At 60.1% G+C, this 14,632-nt stretch carries 20 protein-coding genes and 1 pseudogene; 12 read left to right on the plus strand and 9 right to left on the minus strand.

Features of this window, described 5'->3' with window-relative positions:
- Nucleotides 1-70 precede the first annotated feature (70 nt).
- Together AC3FLX_RS19585 and AC3FLX_RS19590 are read left to right on the plus strand one after the other, a co-directional pair.
- Nucleotides 71-1,158, plus strand: a protein-coding gene (locus AC3FLX_RS19585; protein WP_488696234.1) for an IS3 family transposase whose coding sequence is annotated in 2 segments (ribosomal slippage) — nt 71-323 and nt 323-1,158 — 1,089 coding nt in all. Because the reading frame shifts where the segments join, the coding sequence is not laid out codon by codon here.
- A gap of 81 nt (nt 1,159-1,239) precedes the next feature.
- Nucleotides 1,240-1,473, plus strand: coding sequence for a DUF1353 domain-containing protein (locus AC3FLX_RS19590; protein WP_488699176.1), 234 nt, complete (start codon nt 1,240-1,242; stop codon nt 1,471-1,473).
- A gap of 21 nt (nt 1,474-1,494) precedes the next feature.
- Here the strand turns inward: AC3FLX_RS19590 and AC3FLX_RS19595 are convergent, their stop codons facing one another.
- Complete coding sequence (locus AC3FLX_RS19595) at nt 1,495-3,138, minus strand: hypothetical protein (RefSeq protein ID WP_488698970.1); 1,644 nt, start codon at nt 3,136-3,138, stop codon at nt 1,495-1,497.
- A 243-nt stretch (nt 3,139-3,381) separates the two neighbouring features.
- Here AC3FLX_RS19595 and AC3FLX_RS19600 point away from each other — a divergent pair.
- The 4 genes and pseudogenes from AC3FLX_RS19600 to AC3FLX_RS19615 form a co-directional block, all read left to right on the plus strand.
- A pseudogene (locus AC3FLX_RS19600) lies at nt 3,382-3,606 on the plus strand (phage tail protein); the annotation flags it as partial.
- Nucleotides 3,607-3,713: 107 nt separating this feature from the next.
- Nucleotides 3,714-4,133, plus strand: a complete 420-nt coding sequence (locus AC3FLX_RS19605; RefSeq protein ID WP_488698971.1) for a hypothetical protein — start codon at nt 3,714-3,716, stop codon at nt 4,131-4,133.
- Between the two features lie 744 nt (nt 4,134-4,877).
- Nucleotides 4,878-5,084, plus strand: a complete 207-nt coding sequence (locus AC3FLX_RS19610; RefSeq protein WP_488698972.1) for a Com family DNA-binding transcriptional regulator — start codon at nt 4,878-4,880, stop codon at nt 5,082-5,084.
- Complete coding sequence (locus tag AC3FLX_RS19615; RefSeq protein WP_488698973.1) at nt 5,038-5,778, plus strand: DNA-methyltransferase; 741 nt, start codon at nt 5,038-5,040, stop codon at nt 5,776-5,778. Before AC3FLX_RS19610 ends, AC3FLX_RS19615 begins: the two co-directional genes overlap by 47 nt.
- 225 nt (nt 5,779-6,003) lie before the next feature.
- Here AC3FLX_RS19615 and AC3FLX_RS19620 read toward each other — a convergent pair whose 3' ends face one another.
- Nucleotides 6,004-6,705 carry a zinc ribbon domain-containing protein gene (locus AC3FLX_RS19620; RefSeq protein WP_488698974.1) on the minus strand — a complete coding sequence of 234 codons (702 nt, stop codon included), beginning with the start codon at nt 6,703-6,705 and terminating at the stop codon, nt 6,004-6,006.
- An 848-nt stretch (nt 6,706-7,553) separates the two neighbouring features.
- Here AC3FLX_RS19620 and AC3FLX_RS19625 point away from each other — a divergent pair.
- The 3 genes from AC3FLX_RS19625 to AC3FLX_RS19635 all read left to right on the plus strand — a co-directional run bounded on the left by AC3FLX_RS19625 (nt 7,554) and on the right by AC3FLX_RS19635 (nt 9,210).
- On the plus strand, nt 7,554-7,838 hold the full coding sequence (locus AC3FLX_RS19625; RefSeq protein ID WP_488698975.1) for a BrnT family toxin: 285 nt from the start codon (nt 7,554-7,556) through the stop codon (nt 7,836-7,838).
- 44 nt (nt 7,839-7,882) lie between these two features.
- Entirely contained in the window at nt 7,883-8,218 is a 336-nt protein-coding gene (locus AC3FLX_RS19630; RefSeq protein ID WP_488698976.1) for a BrnA antitoxin family protein, read from the plus strand.
- A 398-nt stretch (nt 8,219-8,616) separates the two neighbouring features.
- On the plus strand, nt 8,617-9,210 hold the full coding sequence (locus AC3FLX_RS19635; protein WP_488698977.1) for a hypothetical protein: 594 nt from the start codon (nt 8,617-8,619) through the stop codon (nt 9,208-9,210).
- Between the two features lie 4 nt (nt 9,211-9,214).
- Here the strand turns inward: AC3FLX_RS19635 and AC3FLX_RS19640 are convergent, their stop codons facing one another.
- From AC3FLX_RS19640 to AC3FLX_RS19665, 6 genes are read right to left on the minus strand one after another with little or no spacing between them, the layout of a single operon-like run.
- Nucleotides 9,215-9,514 (minus strand): hypothetical protein, encoded by a 300-nt coding sequence (locus AC3FLX_RS19640; RefSeq protein ID WP_488698978.1) that lies wholly within the window; start codon nt 9,512-9,514, stop codon nt 9,215-9,217.
- A complete protein-coding gene (locus AC3FLX_RS19645) occupies nt 9,501-9,644 on the minus strand; it encodes a hypothetical protein (protein ID WP_488698979.1) in 144 nt (47 codons plus the stop codon). The genes AC3FLX_RS19640 and AC3FLX_RS19645 overlap by 14 nt, the downstream gene beginning before the upstream one ends.
- Nucleotides 9,625-10,053 (minus strand): hypothetical protein, encoded by a 429-nt coding sequence (locus AC3FLX_RS19650; RefSeq protein ID WP_488698980.1) that lies wholly within the window; start codon nt 10,051-10,053, stop codon nt 9,625-9,627. Before AC3FLX_RS19650 ends, AC3FLX_RS19645 begins: the two co-directional genes overlap by 20 nt.
- A 55-nt stretch (nt 10,054-10,108) precedes the next feature.
- Nucleotides 10,109-10,342, minus strand: a complete 234-nt coding sequence (locus AC3FLX_RS19655; protein ID WP_488698981.1) for a DUF7940 domain-containing protein — start codon at nt 10,340-10,342, stop codon at nt 10,109-10,111.
- Entirely contained in the window at nt 10,342-10,926 is a 585-nt protein-coding gene (locus AC3FLX_RS19660; RefSeq protein ID WP_488698982.1) for a glycoside hydrolase family 19 protein, read from the minus strand. The genes AC3FLX_RS19655 and AC3FLX_RS19660 overlap by 1 nt, the downstream gene beginning before the upstream one ends.
- A 44-nt stretch (nt 10,927-10,970) precedes the next feature.
- Nucleotides 10,971-11,258: a phage fiber-tail adaptor protein gene (locus tag AC3FLX_RS19665; RefSeq protein ID WP_488698983.1), complete on the minus strand. Its 288-nt coding sequence runs from the start codon at nt 11,256-11,258 to the stop codon at nt 10,971-10,973.
- 69 nt (nt 11,259-11,327) lie between these two features.
- On the opposite strand from AC3FLX_RS19665, the gene AC3FLX_RS19670 reads away from it, so the two are divergent.
- A complete protein-coding gene (locus AC3FLX_RS19670) occupies nt 11,328-11,552 on the plus strand; it encodes a hypothetical protein (RefSeq protein WP_488698984.1) in 225 nt (74 codons plus the stop codon).
- A gap of 1,204 nt (nt 11,553-12,756) precedes the next feature.
- Here the strand turns inward: AC3FLX_RS19670 and AC3FLX_RS19675 are convergent.
- Complete coding sequence (locus AC3FLX_RS19675) at nt 12,757-13,170, minus strand: hypothetical protein (RefSeq protein WP_488698985.1); 414 nt, start codon at nt 13,168-13,170, stop codon at nt 12,757-12,759.
- 176 nt (nt 13,171-13,346) lie between these two features.
- Between AC3FLX_RS19675 and AC3FLX_RS19680 the strand changes: the two genes are divergently transcribed.
- Nucleotides 13,347-13,625: an XRE family transcriptional regulator gene (locus AC3FLX_RS19680; RefSeq protein WP_488698986.1), complete on the plus strand. Its 279-nt coding sequence runs from the start codon at nt 13,347-13,349 to the stop codon at nt 13,623-13,625.
- Between the two features lie 170 nt (nt 13,626-13,795).
- Nucleotides 13,796-14,566, plus strand: a complete 771-nt coding sequence (locus AC3FLX_RS19685) for a hypothetical protein (RefSeq protein WP_488698987.1) — start codon at nt 13,796-13,798, stop codon at nt 14,564-14,566.
- The last annotated feature ends 66 nt before the right edge of the window (nt 14,567-14,632 follow it).

Genomic DNA, 14,632 nt, shown 5'->3' on the forward strand with positions numbered 1-14,632 from the left:
GGTATTCCCCCCGTAAAGTAAGCGTCGCGGGAAGTAGAATTTTCTATCAGCGGTACCTTAGGAAATTTGCATGAAGACCTCCCGATTCACGGACAGCCAGATCATCGCCATCTTGAAGCAGGCCGAAGCCGGCACACCGGTTCCGGAGCTATGCCGGGAGCACGGCATGAGCAACGCTAGCTTTTACAAATGGCGGGCCAAATATGGCGGCATGGATGCGGCGCTGATGACACGGATGAAGGAATTGGAAGCCGAGAACGCCCGCCTCAAGAAGATGTATGCCGAGGAACGCCTGAAGGCCGATGTCCTGAAGGAAGCCATCGAAAAAAAGTGGTAAGGCCATCTCACCGACGTGAGATGGCCATGCGTGCCGTGCGAGAACGCGCCCTGACGGTCAAGACGGCCTGCGCTGCCTTTGGCGTGAGCGAGACGTGCTATCGGTATCAGGCCAAGAGCTCGACGGAGAATGACGTCATCGCCGATTGGCTGGTCAAGCTGACCCACAACCAGCGCAACTGGGGGTTCGGTCTGTGCTTCCTGTACCTGCGCAACGTCAAAGGCTTTGGCTGGAATCACAAACGCGTCTATCGTATCTACCGGCAGTTGGAGTTGAACCTGCGCATCAAGCCCCGCAAGCGGCTGGTGCGTGAGCAGCCCGAACCGTTGGCGGTGCCATTGACGTTGAATGAAAGCTGGTCGATGGACTTCATGCACGACCAGTTGGCCGACGGCCGCAGCATTCGGCTGTTCAATGTCATCGACGACTTCAACCGGGAAGGCCTGTGCATCGACGTGGACTTCTCGCTGCCATCACCGCGAGTGATCCGCGCTCTGGATCAGGTCATCGAGTGGCGAGGGCCGCCGCAGGCGATTCGGTGTGACAACGGCCCGGAGTATGTCAGCGAAGCATTGAAGAACTGGGCCCGCAAGCGGGGAATCAGGTTGCAGTTCATCCAGCCAGGCAAGCCTCAACAGAACGCCTATATCGAGCGGTACAACCGGACTGTGCGGTATGACTGGCTGGCGCATTACCTGTTCGAGACCGTCGCCGAAGTCCAGGACTACGCGACAAAATGGCTATGGTCTTACAATCACGAACGCCCCAATATGGCGCTCGGTGGCATTACCCCGAAACAACGATCGGCCATCATGGCCTAGCCTCTACTTCCAGCGACCGCTAGAAATGGGGGGAATACCAACGGATCGAAGTACGAATCCGCCTACGTCGGCCGTTATGGAATCCGACGAGTCCCCCGCCTTCTATGGGCGCTGTTCCCGCCGCATGGCAGGTGGGCGAAGGCTGCGATCATCCATGACTACCTGTATGCCAATGGCATCGGCAGCAAAGCATATGCGGACCGGACCTTCCTTGAAGCGATGGAGGTGCTTGGGGTGGCGTGGACGGTCCGCACACTGATGTACTGGGCCGTCAGGTTAGGCGGTAGGGGCGCCTACCAGCCGGTACGCGGCTGACAGGCTTCCTTGCCCTTCCCGCTACTGCCCCGCTTGCGCCGCCAGGCCAGCCTTTGCATCGTTGATCTGCTTCTGCAACCCCAATATCTTGAGTTGCACGTCCAGCATGTCGCGCTGGTTGTTAAGCGCATCCAACTGGGTCGCAGCCTCGGAAGATGTACCGTTTGCCAATGCCTGAAGCTTCTGGATATCGCGAAGGGTATTCAGGTTGTCAGAGGCCACGGAGGCGTTCGCCGCCGCGCGGTCCTTGTCGAGAGTGATTTGCGTCTTCGCTGCGTCAATTTTGTCCTGCTGCTTGTTCTTCGCAAAATCGAAGTACGACTGAGCCGTCTGACTTGCTGCCTTCGATGCGGCCTCGGCTTGAGACTGTGACGAGAATGAGAGTTGCGTAGGCACGCCGTTCGAATTGAAGGTGATCTTCAACTGATTGTCTGCGAAGGCACCGTTTTTGAGATCCAGCGAGGCTATGTGCCCATACTGCGGAATCTGCGTGACCAGATTGATAAACTCGACACCATCGCTTGTGCTCGCCTGCAGTCTCGCGGTCGCGGGCAACCTGTAGACAATACCGGGGGTTTCTTTGAAGGTCTGCTTTTGCGGTACATATCCGGCCAAGGGCGTTGCCGAGAAGTTGACGCCTGGCAGGTCAATACACTTGTCCAGCGTCGTGGTACTACACGGCTTTGCATCTGAGTCGAATAGCGAGTTAATACGGGAGAACTGCAGCTTGGGACTATATGGCGTCGGCGATACGCTGGGAACAAAATTGATCGTCTGAGCGACGACCAGCTTCGCCTTCAGTTCGGCGAGTTTCTTGTTGGCCTTGTCGGAGTCGTCGTTCACGTCTTTCAGTGCGTTGACTGCCCGCTGGGCGTTGTCGAGGGCCTTTGCCGAAGTGGAAACAGCATCCACAGCGGCCTTGTACTGCGCACTGGTTCCATATTGTTTGTAGAAGGATTGTTCTTCCGTCAACTGCGTATGCAGCGCCTTACGCTCGGCCAGCGCGTCGACAGCTTCGCTCCTCTTCTTTACTAAAGCTGCGGCAGACTTCGACACCTCTATCGCTGCGTCATACTCCTTTCGCGTCTTATTGAATTTCGTACACAGCTGGTTGCCGATAGCCCGCTTTCTGTCAACGACAACGTTGGGGGGAACGATGGCTGGATCCAGCAGCCCCTTGTTCTGCAAAAGAAGCGGGGCCACTGTCGCGGCACCGGAAAGACCAGGCAAGGCGATGGCTCTGGCCACGCTGAAAACAGTTGTTCCAACGTTCGCGATGATCGGGCCTGTTCGATCCGTGACCGTGGAGTTTATCGCCGTCAGCAGCCCGGTATCGGACACACCGATATCGATGTTGCTAACCTTCGTCGGGGCGGAAAGCTTGGAGTAGTCGAGAAAGTAAGTCCGCTCATCATCGCCCACAACAGTCTCGACAACCGTTCCCGTGACGTTCGTTCCTAACTGGGCATTTCCCGCCGTTTGGTCAACGGTGCAACTGACCAGTTCATAGGTCACTGTGATGTCGAACTGCTTTAAGGGCAACCGATACACCAGCCCCTTCGCTCCGTTCTGTGATCCTTGGTTCAGCTCATTGCTAACCAATGCAGTCTTGCATCCAGAAACAAGGCCACACACCGCTACTACCGTACATGCCATTGCTCGCATTCTATGACTCCTCCCATTTTGAGAATCTTTTATTGTTAGCTGCGCGCGAAACTCTCTATCAAAGGACATACCCCGAACACCCCTCATCGGAATGGCTTGCTCGAACGGCGATGCAATGATTAGCGCAGAGGGTTCAGTGTTGTCCCTCTTCTCCTGACAACACCCACCACGCGACACCCTCGCGCGTACGCAGCATCCTTTCCGGACGAACTCGCCACCATCTGGCCCATCCCGGAGGACTGCATGCCACCCGACTACCATCACGGTGTTCGCGTCGTTGAGATTAATGAGGGCACCCGCCCGATCCGCACCATCGCTACAGCCATTCCGGGCATTGTCTGCATTGCTGACGACGCCGATGCGAAGGTCTTCCCCCTGAACCGCCCCGTGCTGCTGGCGAACCCTATGTCGAGCCTCGGACGCGCTGGTGACAAGGGAACACTGGCACCCACGCTCGATGCCAGTGCGAAACGAAGGGAGAAGCCGTTGCCATCGCCCTGCCCACGGTAGAAATCACGCGCGCCAGCGGCGACACGCACACATTCCAGATTGCTGGCCGCGATAACTACAACGGCGTGAAGGCGTACTACCAGGACGCGCGGCTGGCGGAAAAGGGAGAGGTGGTCGTGGATGCGGCCAACGCCGTCGTGACATCGAAGAAGGACCCGCGCGCGAAGGGCGCAGCCAGCGTCATCGAGAACGCGAACCCCGATAACGTGAAGGTGCTGCGGCACACCTATGCCAACAAGGCCAACGCCGAACGCGCCGCGCGGGCTGAGTGGCAGCGGATACAGCGTGGGGTTGCGAACTTCCGGATTACGCTGGCGCGGGGCCGGCCGGAGCTATTTCCGGAGCTGCCGGCGAGCGTGCAGGGGTGGAAGCCGGAGATTGATGGGACGGGATGGGTTGTGGCGAAGGTGACTCACCAGCTTTCCGATCGGGGCTATGTGACGGGAGTCGAGCTTGAGGTCAAAGCTCAGGAGGTTGGCGACTAAGCAAGCTCAGCCACCTGGCATCTGTGCGAGAACCTTAGATCCACTCGTCCGCAGTCTTCCGGCGAATCAAGTCCAAAGGCGCGTACTTCTTTTGGATATTGAATCGATTCGCTTGGGCGTCGCGCCTGTAGATATGCCGGAAAAGACCCTCTAACTCCTCAACCTGTGCCTCGGTAATGTTGTCCCATACTTGGAACACCGAAAAGTGGCTCCACTCCTTGCCCTTATCCTGACAATGCTTGCGTAGGCGCCCCTTTGCCCCGCTGCTCTCCCCCCTTGCCATGCCGATGTAGACGACATCCCTATCCCCTTTGGCGTCTGGGGGGCCATTGAATAGGACATAGATGCCACGTACGTAATTCGGAATCGAATCGATCTCTTCCTTCGGCTTGAATTCGTACGAATTCTTAAAGAGAAAGCATGGGCTGGAAGGCATCGCGGGCAAACGGATAAGTGATACGTGATCCTATCGGCAGCATCGACAGATTATTTAGGCCAAGCCCAACAGAGCGGTAAGCACCGAGGGACGGCAGCTTCGCAGCCCTTGCAGTGGATACCCGGCTGACAACAAGCATCCCTGTTTCCGAGGCACTCTCAGACTCAATAATCAAAAGACGCGGCGACGTGGTCGGTGTTAGAGCACCGGCCCCGCCCCGTTCCAGCAGAAGCAGCCTGCCAGTCCGGCCAGGGCCGCGCCACCTCGCGAGGCGCGGCAATCCTAGCACAACGCTGGAAGACCACGACATGCAAGACATTCGCTGTGGCAGCTGCAATCGCAAACTTGGCGCGGGCGACTATCTTCGCCTCGCCATCAAGTGCCCACGCTGCGGCACGATGAATCAACTGAGGGCCGAGCGCTCCGCACCAGAAGGCCCAAGAGCTTCGTGTATCGGAGATACCGTCCATGAAGCCCACCATCCCTGCCAAGCTGCTGAACCGCCTGCATCGTAAGGATGCCATCGAGATCCTACGGAGCTTGCCCGAGCAGTCCGTCGATCTGTTCTTCACCGATCCGCCCTATTCGTCCGGAGGCCTGCACGCCAGCGCCCGCGCGCAGGCGCCGGGCCAGAAGTACATCGGCGGTGACGTGAAGACCGTCTATCCCGAATTCCACCACGACAACAAGGATCAGCGATCCTGGACGTTTTGGTGCATGAGTTGGCTCGGCGAAGCCTACCGCGCGGCAAAGGACGGCGCGCACCTGGTGTGTTTCACCGACTGGCGCCAATTGCCAAGCCTCACCGATGCCGTCCAGGCGGCCGGATTCATCTGGCGCGGTGTTGCGGTGTGGGACAAGACGTCTGGCGGCGCGCGGCCCCGTACGGGCGGCTTCTCGCAGCAGGCCGAATTTATGGTGTGGGCGACGAGGGGTGCAGTGCGCACCGACCAGAAGGTGCACTTGCCAGGCGTGTTCGCCGAACGCCTGCCACGGCCAAAGGTTCACATGACGCAGAAGCCGGCCGGCCTGGCCCGCGAGGTCGTGCGACTGGCGCCTGCAGGCGGCGTGGTTTGCGATCCGTTTGCAGGGTCGGGGACTTTCTTGCTGGCGGCAAAGGAACGGGGGCTGCGGTGGGTCGGATGTGAGATTGAGGCGGCGTACTTCGCTGAAGCGAATTCGAAGTTGCACTTGACCAGCGGAAAATGAGGCCGCTGGCCGATAGGCGACAATCAACCACTGAGCGCATTCGCCATTCCGAAGCCTGCTATCGCACACTTCAATTGACCACCCCGCATTTCGTGTCCGAGCCGCAGCTCTCCGGAACTATCTGACGATATAAGCACCCAGGCATATGGCACCACGGGTGCTGCGCCTATGGCAGTCCTGGCATGCCGAGAAACCGCTGTTTCATCGGCACCAAGACGCGCCACCCTACGACGCCCCCAACGGATGCACCGAAACGAAGAAGAGCCCAAGCGAGGGGGTTGCAAAATATCGAACACGGAGCCCATCCCGCTCCAGGATGACTGGCGCGGGGTCATCCCGGTTTTTCTTGATGTTCGACGCCAACTGTTCGCTCGCCTGCGCCAGCCACTTCCCCGCAGCCTCGTCGGCGTCGCCCTTCCCCCATTCCGGAAACGTGTTGGCCAGAATAGCTGAAACAAGTATGGCTGTTTCAACTGCGCCGGCCTTGTCATCGCTCGCGACCCCGAACATCAGGGTGTAACGATCCAAATCCGTCTTCTCTCCTATCGTTTCCAGGACTAGGTACTTGCCCAGTCGAAACGATTCACGTGGACTGCCATCGCGCAAAGGTACGGCAGCCGTGCGCTCGATAAAAGGCAATTCGCTCAAGATATCGTCGGTGCCTCGGCCAATAGTCACAGCCATTGCAGGGACGGCTGAAGCGCTTTCCGGTGTCTGTGCGCGCTCGGTCGTCGTCGTCGATCGCTCTGCGGCCCCTTCCTCCTTGCCACCGATGCATTGCGCCAACACAACGATCATCGCCAGAAAAATCAGGATCGCGTAGAGCCCGTTTCTGAGCTTGGGCTTTCCTTTGAAGCCGCAATGCGGGCATGCCTGCGCCTTGTCGGACACCTCTTGCTTGCATTCGCTGCAACTGACCAGAGCCATTTCGACACTCCCTTCAAGTCCAACGCGAGGGGCAACCTTCCGCCGAAGAGCGACGGACGACCGCAAGCGTGGTTCGGCCGTGGCGGAGGATGTAGGGCCACAACCGGTTAGGGGGCGCTTCGAAATTGGTGTACAGCTAGATTGGCCGCAGCGAAAACTCCGACCATTTGTGCGACCTGCCGCTGCCTGCCTCCAGGCATTCGCGGGAGAGGCCATCTGACATTTTGACGATGCTACCCACGGAATACTGCCGCCCATCGAAGTGGCATTGACTGGCAACCTGAGGCGCGGGCGCAGTTTCCGAGAAATGGCTCCGTACCGTCGCCACGAGGGCGCCGCATGCGGCCGCAGCCGCCAGGGCCACGGCGAGCTTGAGCCGTCGAAAACACCCGCCAACCCTTGCTAGGTCTGGCTTTGCGGCGTTAAGTGTCGTCGAATGGCGTGGAGTGCAGAAGTTGCGATTGCGCAACAAAAAGATAGGTTGGTGCGAGGGAGGGGAAACGTACTCCCAGCATTGGCACAGCTCTCCGGGACAAATGCGTATTTTTGGCGTAATGCTAGCAAAGAGGTGGGCGAATTGCCTTGAGAGGCGCCCGAACCGCCACGAAAGTTCTTCGACGAACAACGTGTAACGTGACCGGGTCGTAGCCTCCTATTGACACTATTGAAAAAACCAGTTGCACCGCAACAGTGTATATACGTATGATCCGTCCTCAAGCATAGCGCAACCGTTAGCAGAGCGCATAGCAGATCACAAACGCTAGGGAAACGCACGAAATGCGGCACATCGCACGGTCAAGTGTAACCCTCTCTTGAAAAGCGAAACCTTTTAGCCGTATATACATCCTATGAGCGTAGTCATCCCGCCGCGCATCAAAGCCAAGCTTTCTGACAAGCACCAAGTCAGCGAAGAAGAGGTCCGCGAAGCTTTCGACAACATCTGCGGAAACTTCTTGATCGATACCCGTGAGGATCATCAAACCGACCCTCCGACGCTTTGGTTCGTAGCCGAGACACGCAAAGGGCGCCTGTTGAAAGTGATGTTTGTCTACCGAGACGGCAACAGCATCGTCAAATCCGCGTACGACGCCACAGACGTGGTCCAAGGCATCTACGACAGGCACGCCAAGTAATACCCGTAACACCCCGTTGGCAGTAATGACATGAGGAGAAAACAATGACGCAAGCCACCAAAATCCCAGGTACCGAAGAGGCATGGGACAACGGTACGCTGGGCGCTGATGAGCAATATGTTGCTGTAGCGCCCAAGGCGCTTCAAGATGAAGTAGGCGAGTCGCTCGGGATGCAGGCCATCTCGATTCGGCTACCAAAGGCTTTGGTTGAGCAATACAAGGTGATTGCTCGCCTCCACAAGATTGGGTATCAGCCGCTGATGCGCGATGCGCTGGCGCGCTTTGCGACAGCCGAAATGAAGCGGCTCCTCCTTGAGGTTGCAGAGGAGCGAGACGAGGAAGAAGCCGCCGCGGAAGTCGAACACAAGAAGGCCGCTTAACGCGCCTATCTCGATGCATCGAGACAACCCATCCTCACGGATGGGTTTTTTTTCGTCCGATCGCTCCAGATCGCGGCGAAAGGTTTGGCATATACCAAATCCTTAGCCAGCAGCGTGGCGCCCATCAGTCCACCCCCATTTCCCGCATGAAGAAATCGCAGGACGTCGCCCAGATCATCGGCGCGTAGGGTACCGCATGCTCGCACTCCGCCCACATACGCGGATGAGGGTACTCGTAGCGCACCCCGAAGCGAAGGCGCGCGCAGTTGCGACAGATCGATTCCTCGATCACGTACGATGGCAGCGGAAGGCTGGGAGGCTGAAATCCGGTAGACATTTTGCGCACTGTATGGATATACAGTGTATATGAGCGCAATTGAACACGGACGGGAGAGGTTGTGGGTCAAAAACTCAATGCGGCTAAACAGGAATTGGAGCGTGCACGCCAGGCAGCCCAGGCCATACCGAAGGCCTCGACACCCCATGAGGTGGACGAATTATGGAAGGACGTACTCGGCAGACTGACGAGGTTCTGGAACAAGACCGAGGCGTCGTTAAAGGGAGATCCACGTTTCTACAATTCCCAGCACGCCAAGAACGTGGCAGCGGCACGCAAGAATGACCCCCTGATCCGGTATCTCATGCATGCGCGGCACGCAGACGAGCACGGGATCCGCAACATCACGACGAAGAAGCATGGGGCACTGACAATCAACCCACCGCCCGGTAGTGAGGCGCTCTTCATCGGACACCTTGCTATCAACAATGGGACGGCGATGCTAGATGCCCCAGCGGGGGCGAAGATCGAAATCTCTCCAGGCCAAGTAACGGCAACCGCGGTCACGAATCGCGGAAAAATCTACGATGTACCAACCGAGCACATGGGCAAGCCGATAGGCTCTGCGACGATCGCTACGTTAGCTAACCTTGGCGTTTCATACTATGAGGTCGTCTTAGGCGATCTTGAACGTGATGGATGGGATAACGATTAGATCGTTACCGGCGCCGCGACCGCATCTCCTGCTCCAGATCCGTCAGCCGTTTCCCCTGCTCTGCCGCGCGCTCGTCTCGCCAGGCGAAGTCCCTTCTGGAATCGGCCGCCGTGTAGCGGTCCGCTTCCATCCGCTCGATGGTCTTCTTCATGGCCACCATTTCGGTCTTGATCTCGATCAGCGCCGCGTTGGTGGCCTCCCGCTGGCCGAAATAGGCCGCCATCGTGGCCACCAGGGCAACCAGGAGCCCCCAGAACGGGATGGTCGGCCGCTCCATCCGCACCGGCATTTCATTCCCCTGCATAGCAGCCCTCCCTGGCCTTGATTGCATCATCCAGCGCGAGCCAGTCGCGCCTGAACTTGTGGTACTGCTCCGCCGCCGCGACATACGCGCGCACGATCGCGCCCATGCTGTCATCGGCTGGTGCTGGCATCTTTTCCGGGGGCGCCTTCCGCAGGCTGGCCGGGATCGGCTGACACTCGGCCCTCGGCGGCGGCGACGAGGCTGCGCAGGACGCCAGAGCCAACGCGGCAATCACGAAACACGGGCTTTTCAACAATTTGGGGCTCCACTTGTTCCCGGATGGTCCGGTAGATGGTGACGATCTTTTCGCGGTCCTCCTCTTTGGCCGCAATCACATCTTGGTCCTTGGCGACGAGCTGCTTGTTCAGTCGCTCCACTTCTTTGTTACGTGCGTCGATGCTGGCCATCAATTCCGTCTGGCCCGCGGCGAAGCCCCGCTGGTACACGTCCTTGCGCCACGCGAGTACCCCAGCCACCAGCAACGCCACCGCGATCGCGGCGACCAACACACCAAGCCCGATCTTGCTCAGTGGGTTCATGAAATCCTCCTCTCACACATCTCGGCTCCGGTATGAGTGCCGCTCTGATGACAAGTCACTCCTGCTCAGTCGGCTGCCGGTTGTCGGGCTTGATAGCTTCCTGGTTGATGTATCGCAGCGCGCCGATCAGGACGGCTACCGCCAGCGTTATCTTGGCGAACATCTCAGGATCCAGCACGGCCTGAAGCGATGGCAGCACTACCTGCGCGGCGGACAGCATGGCCAGCAGCGCTGACAGCAGCACCGTAGTGCTCTTCCACAACTTGTTCCAGTTCTCGACGATCTTCATCACACAACTCCCAAGGCGCGCTTTGCGCGTTCCCAACGCTGCTGCCGGTCGGCCAGGCCGTTGGTGCCGCCGTTGATCCGGCGGGTGAGGGTTACGAAGTCGCCGGCATCAGCCAGCGCATTCAGGTTCTTCCGCTGCCAGAACCAGCATGCGGAGCGGGCGGCAAGCACATCGCCTTGCAGCAGTGTCGGGTCGGCTTCCAGGTCGATGCCCAGCGCCGCGCCGCACGCGCGGTAGTTGGCGCGCCCGGTTACTTGGATCAGGCCTCGCCCCATGAAGCGCTTGCCGTCGCCCGGCTGCAGGTTCCCAAGTTCGTAGGGCTTCTGGTTCCGGTCCGTCTTGCTGGCCGGCGGCCATGCTGAATTGAAGTCGCGCTCGTACCGCTGCTGCGCCGGCGTCGGCCCCCATAGCTCGCGCGTGTAGATGAAACCGCCAGACTCGTGCCCGACCTGGCCTATCCACGCAGCCTGGCGCGTCGGTGAGTCGATCCCGTATTCAGCCCAAGCCGCAATGATGGGTGCGTGCCAGCGGTCGACCATCATCTGTGTCAGGCCGGCGGCCAACTTGAATGCCTGCTTGTCCATAGGCCTCTCCAGAAATGAAAAGCCACCCGAAGGTGGCTGTGGACTCAGCGCGTCGCGACGCGCAGGGAGAACGTTCGTCGGTCCTTTCGACCGGCCGACGTGGTGATCTGGCAGGAGACGTCATAAAACCGCTCGGCCACGCCCCCGCCGAGCCAGAAGGTCACGATTCCGCCAGACACCGCTGTGGATTGCCCACCTGGGTTGATGTTGAGATCCCCCGCTTCGATTACCGGCGCGCCACTGATCGTTTCGCCAGATGCCAGCCAGGCTGACCAGTCCACCTGGTAGTCCAGGACAGCAGCCGGATCTTTCGGAGGGAATGCTGTGGTCATGCTGGTACCTCCAGAACGCGGGCTTCCTTGCCCACTACAAGGGTGCGGGCCTCTCCTGTGACTGCGACCATGCGCACCTCGGCCGGCACAGCCACCAGGATCGGGTTCGGCGGGCTGGTGCTGCCCGATGTCACGACGCCAGACGCTGTCGATGCATTCGCACGTTGCGCACCGGCCGCAGCCCCGGCGACGGTGCTGGTGGCGACGGTTGCCGTGGCACCTCGTGCCTGCGCCGGTGCGCCAGCTCCCGCGACACCTGCACTGCCGGATGCCGTCGCGGCGTTCGGTGCCTGAACGCTTGCCGCGCTTCCCTGGGAAACGTTGCCGACCGCGCCGGCTGCGCTCGCGGTGTTGGAGGCCTGGACGGAGCTGCCGGTACCTGCGATCACCACCGAACCGGAGGCCGCGCCTGCATTCGGTCGCTGCGCACCGGCTGAGGCACCAGACACCAACGCCGATCCACTGGCTGCGGCGGCGTTTGGCTGCTGCGTTGCGCTTGCAGAACCCGATACCGCCAGACCGCCGCTGGCCGATCCTGAGTCCTTCGCCTGAGTGGTCGCGCCAGTTCCCGCGACAGCTACAGCTCCGGTAGCCGCGCCCTGGTCCTTCGCTCCGGTCGCAACTGCGGCGCCAGAAGTGCCGACCGCGCCCGATGACGCTCCCGTGTTCGCTGTCTGGGTCGATGCGGCAGTACCCGTGATGCCGGAAACCGGCGTGTACGTGATGCGGATTTGCCCGCCGCCGCCAAGGCCGCCCTGCCAGGCCCCGCCGGAAAAATCACCGCCGCCTCCACCTCCCCCAGGCAAACCGCCGGCGCCGCCAGCCCCAGCTGCGCCGGCACCCGCGCCACCGCCGCCGGCCTCTTGGTTTGCAGCGCCTGCAGGACCGGCGCCAGCACCACCAGTCCCGCCAGCACCGCCAGAGCCGTTGTCGCCCGCCCCGCCGTTACCGCCGTTGCCAGAGGCCCCTGTGAAACCGCTGACGCCCGCACCGTCCTTGCCTGCTGCCCCGCCACCACCGGAGCCTCGATTTTGGCCGGACACGTTGCTCGCGGTGCCACCGGCGCCCCCTGAGAATTTGACGGAGCCAATCCCAGACGTCGCATCGCCGCCAGCACCGCCAGCTGCTGTCGTGCCTGCAGTTGATCCCCCTTTACCACCCTTCCCGCCCTTTGCGGCGACCGGCGCTCCGGCATATGTGGACGCCCCAAACCACGTGTCACCACCGTCGCCACCATCGCCCGATGGAGGCCCCCCAGTGCCGCGCGTACCACTGGCCCCAATGCTGTAAGGGATGGAGCCGGTCCCAGACCAGTTGGTGATCTTCGAGTACGCACCACCCCCACCACCCGAGCCAGAGTGATTGGGATCGGACGTCTGCCCTCCGCCACCGCCGGCGCCAGCGCCCCACACCTCGATGGTGTTGTCGCCAGGATTGAAATCCGAGGGAACCGACCAGTTCGTGCCCGAAGTAAGGACAACGGTCGTCACGATGTGGCCTAGTTGGCGTTGGTGTACGTGCTGCTGGTAACGCTAACGGTCTGGCCGGTCGCGATGTTGGTGTTATTGAGGTTCAGGTCGGCGCCCGAAATGCCGACCGTGCCATCGATATGCGCCACACCGCCCGACGTGCGGAGGCGATACCAGGTTGCCGTGGTGCCTGCGCCAGCGCCTGCGGTGCCGGTACCGTTGGTAATGGAGTTCAAGGTGAGCACCCCGCCGCTCGCCGCCGGCGCGAATGTCGCATTGCAGGTCAGCGACGCGAGCAGAACCTGTGCGCCGACGGCGGTGTCAGGGCTCGCCGGTTGCGAGCCGCTGTAGATTTCCAGCACGGCGCTGGCGCCAAGTTTCGTTGTGATCGCATCCTGCTGCGCGTTCTTGAGCGATGCCGAGTACTTGAGGTTCGATGTCATGTCCGAACTCCTGAAATGAAAAAAACCGCTCGCGGCGGCCGATGATGAGACCTTGACGATAGACCCAATGGGTCTATAATCCTAGCCAGCGGTAGCGCTCATTGCGCAGCCCACCAACCCGAAAGGATGAATCGTGAAACCTGTTTTTCGCGCTATCTCGCGCCATTCGTGCTCCCATGACAATGCAGTACACCCCACCGACCACAGAACAGTTGGCCGACCTGAAGACCAGTCTCGGCATGACAGGCAAGCAAATGGCAGAGCTATTCGGCTTGGCTGGCGACCACCAATGGCGCAAGTACACTGGTGGACAGCAACCGCGAGAAGTCAGTCCGCAAATGCTGTTCTTCGCAATGGCTCGCCTGGAGCTGGATGCGAAGACCTTCGAACGCATACTGCAACGCATGCGTACCGTAGGCGCGCAAATCGATTTGGATTCATCGTCGCAGCCTTAGCCTGCCTCGCGCTCACAGCATGCGGCGGCGGTGAATCGGCGGACGCCGATGTCACACCGCCCAGCCAAGTCGCTGTGGCACCTGCCGCACCCATCCCAACGCCTGTTCCGGCACCCACTCCGCAGCCCACATATCCCATCCAGACCGGCGCGTACAAACTCATCGGCCCCATGTTCAATGCTGGCATGGTTGTCGAAGCGAGCTACTACGCGATTGGCCAGAGCTTTGGGCTGTTCTTCGGTTGCGCCAACACCCGGACCTGTCTGATTCCAGACTATCAAGCGACCCCGCAACAGGATGCAGGCAAGCCGGTAATTCCTGATCGGTGCCGCTTCCCTTATGTATTTTCCTACCAAGGAGCCACCTTCCTGGCATGCAACAACAGTGACCCGGGGGATGGCGACATCTACCTCTACCGCTCAACGGACCTCGTGACCTGGGCTATCCAAAACAATGGGCAGCCCATCGTTCGCCGGCAACCCGGGACCAACTGGGCACACGTCTGGAATGTCGCAATCCTTCCCGTCGGGAATCGCTGGCACATGTTGGCCGAGTCTCACAGCACCCTCGGCCATATGGACATCGCCTATGCCTGGGCGGACCCGGCAGTCTCGATGGACTTCACGCCCAATCAGGGGCCAGTCGTTATCCCAAACGGCGGGAATCCGGAGATGATGCTGTTGGACGGCAAGATGGTGGCGGTCCACGGCCTGTTCCGGGACCGCAGTGCAACCGATCCTTGGTACACGACGATGAGCATCGCCGATCCATCCTCCCCGATGGTTTGGACCATCCGGCGCGACAAGCTCATGATCGAGCAATCGGGCATCGATGTATGCGACCCAACCTATATCGAGGTCAATGGACAGGGCCGGATCGCGGTGAGCTACGACCAGAACAAGGTTCTTGAACTGATCGGCCCTCCGCTGACCGTCAACTAGCAACCTGTACAATCGCGGCTCACGAACAAAACCACAGCCAACCGCTACATGCGCCGTAGCTGGCAC

It is taken from the genome of Cupriavidus sp. 291-E7, assembly GCF_057798835.1.

What these genes read in the sequence shown, in the direction of transcription:
- AC3FLX_RS19595 (WP_488698970.1), bottom strand. Translation starts at nt 3,138, where the DNA reads ATGCGAGCAATGGCATGTACGGTAGTAGCGGTGTGTGGCCTTGTTTCT.
- AC3FLX_RS19610 (WP_488698972.1), top strand. Translation starts at nt 4,878, where the DNA reads ATGCAAGACATTCGCTGTGGCAGCTGCAATCGCAAACTTGGCGCGGGC.
- AC3FLX_RS19615 (WP_488698973.1), top strand. Translation starts at nt 5,038, where the DNA reads ATGAAGCCCACCATCCCTGCCAAGCTGCTGAACCGCCTGCATCGTAAG.
- AC3FLX_RS19620 (WP_488698974.1), bottom strand. Translation starts at nt 6,705, where the DNA reads ATGGCTCTGGTCAGTTGCAGCGAATGCAAGCAAGAGGTGTCCGACAAG.
- AC3FLX_RS19625 (WP_488698975.1), top strand. Translation starts at nt 7,554, where the DNA reads ATGAGCGTAGTCATCCCGCCGCGCATCAAAGCCAAGCTTTCTGACAAG.
- AC3FLX_RS19630 (WP_488698976.1), top strand. Translation starts at nt 7,883, where the DNA reads ATGACGCAAGCCACCAAAATCCCAGGTACCGAAGAGGCATGGGACAAC.
- AC3FLX_RS19640 (WP_488698978.1), bottom strand. Translation starts at nt 9,514, where the DNA reads ATGCAGGGGAATGAAATGCCGGTGCGGATGGAGCGGCCGACCATCCCG.
- AC3FLX_RS19645 (WP_488698979.1), bottom strand. Translation starts at nt 9,644, where the DNA reads ATGCCAGCACCAGCCGATGACAGCATGGGCGCGATCGTGCGCGCGTAT.
- AC3FLX_RS19650 (WP_488698980.1), bottom strand. Translation starts at nt 10,053, where the DNA reads ATGAACCCACTGAGCAAGATCGGGCTTGGTGTGTTGGTCGCCGCGATC.
- AC3FLX_RS19655 (WP_488698981.1), bottom strand. Translation starts at nt 10,342, where the DNA reads ATGAAGATCGTCGAGAACTGGAACAAGTTGTGGAAGAGCACTACGGTG.
- AC3FLX_RS19660 (WP_488698982.1), bottom strand. Translation starts at nt 10,926, where the DNA reads ATGGACAAGCAGGCATTCAAGTTGGCCGCCGGCCTGACACAGATGATG.
- AC3FLX_RS19665 (WP_488698983.1), bottom strand. Translation starts at nt 11,258, where the DNA reads ATGACCACAGCATTCCCTCCGAAAGATCCGGCTGCTGTCCTGGACTAC.
- AC3FLX_RS19670 (WP_488698984.1), top strand. Translation starts at nt 11,328, where the DNA reads ATGCGCACCTCGGCCGGCACAGCCACCAGGATCGGGTTCGGCGGGCTG.
- AC3FLX_RS19675 (WP_488698985.1), bottom strand. Translation starts at nt 13,170, where the DNA reads ATGACATCGAACCTCAAGTACTCGGCATCGCTCAAGAACGCGCAGCAG.
- AC3FLX_RS19680 (WP_488698986.1), top strand. Translation starts at nt 13,347, where the DNA reads ATGACAATGCAGTACACCCCACCGACCACAGAACAGTTGGCCGACCTG.
- AC3FLX_RS19685 (WP_488698987.1), top strand. Translation starts at nt 13,796, where the DNA reads ATGTTCAATGCTGGCATGGTTGTCGAAGCGAGCTACTACGCGATTGGC.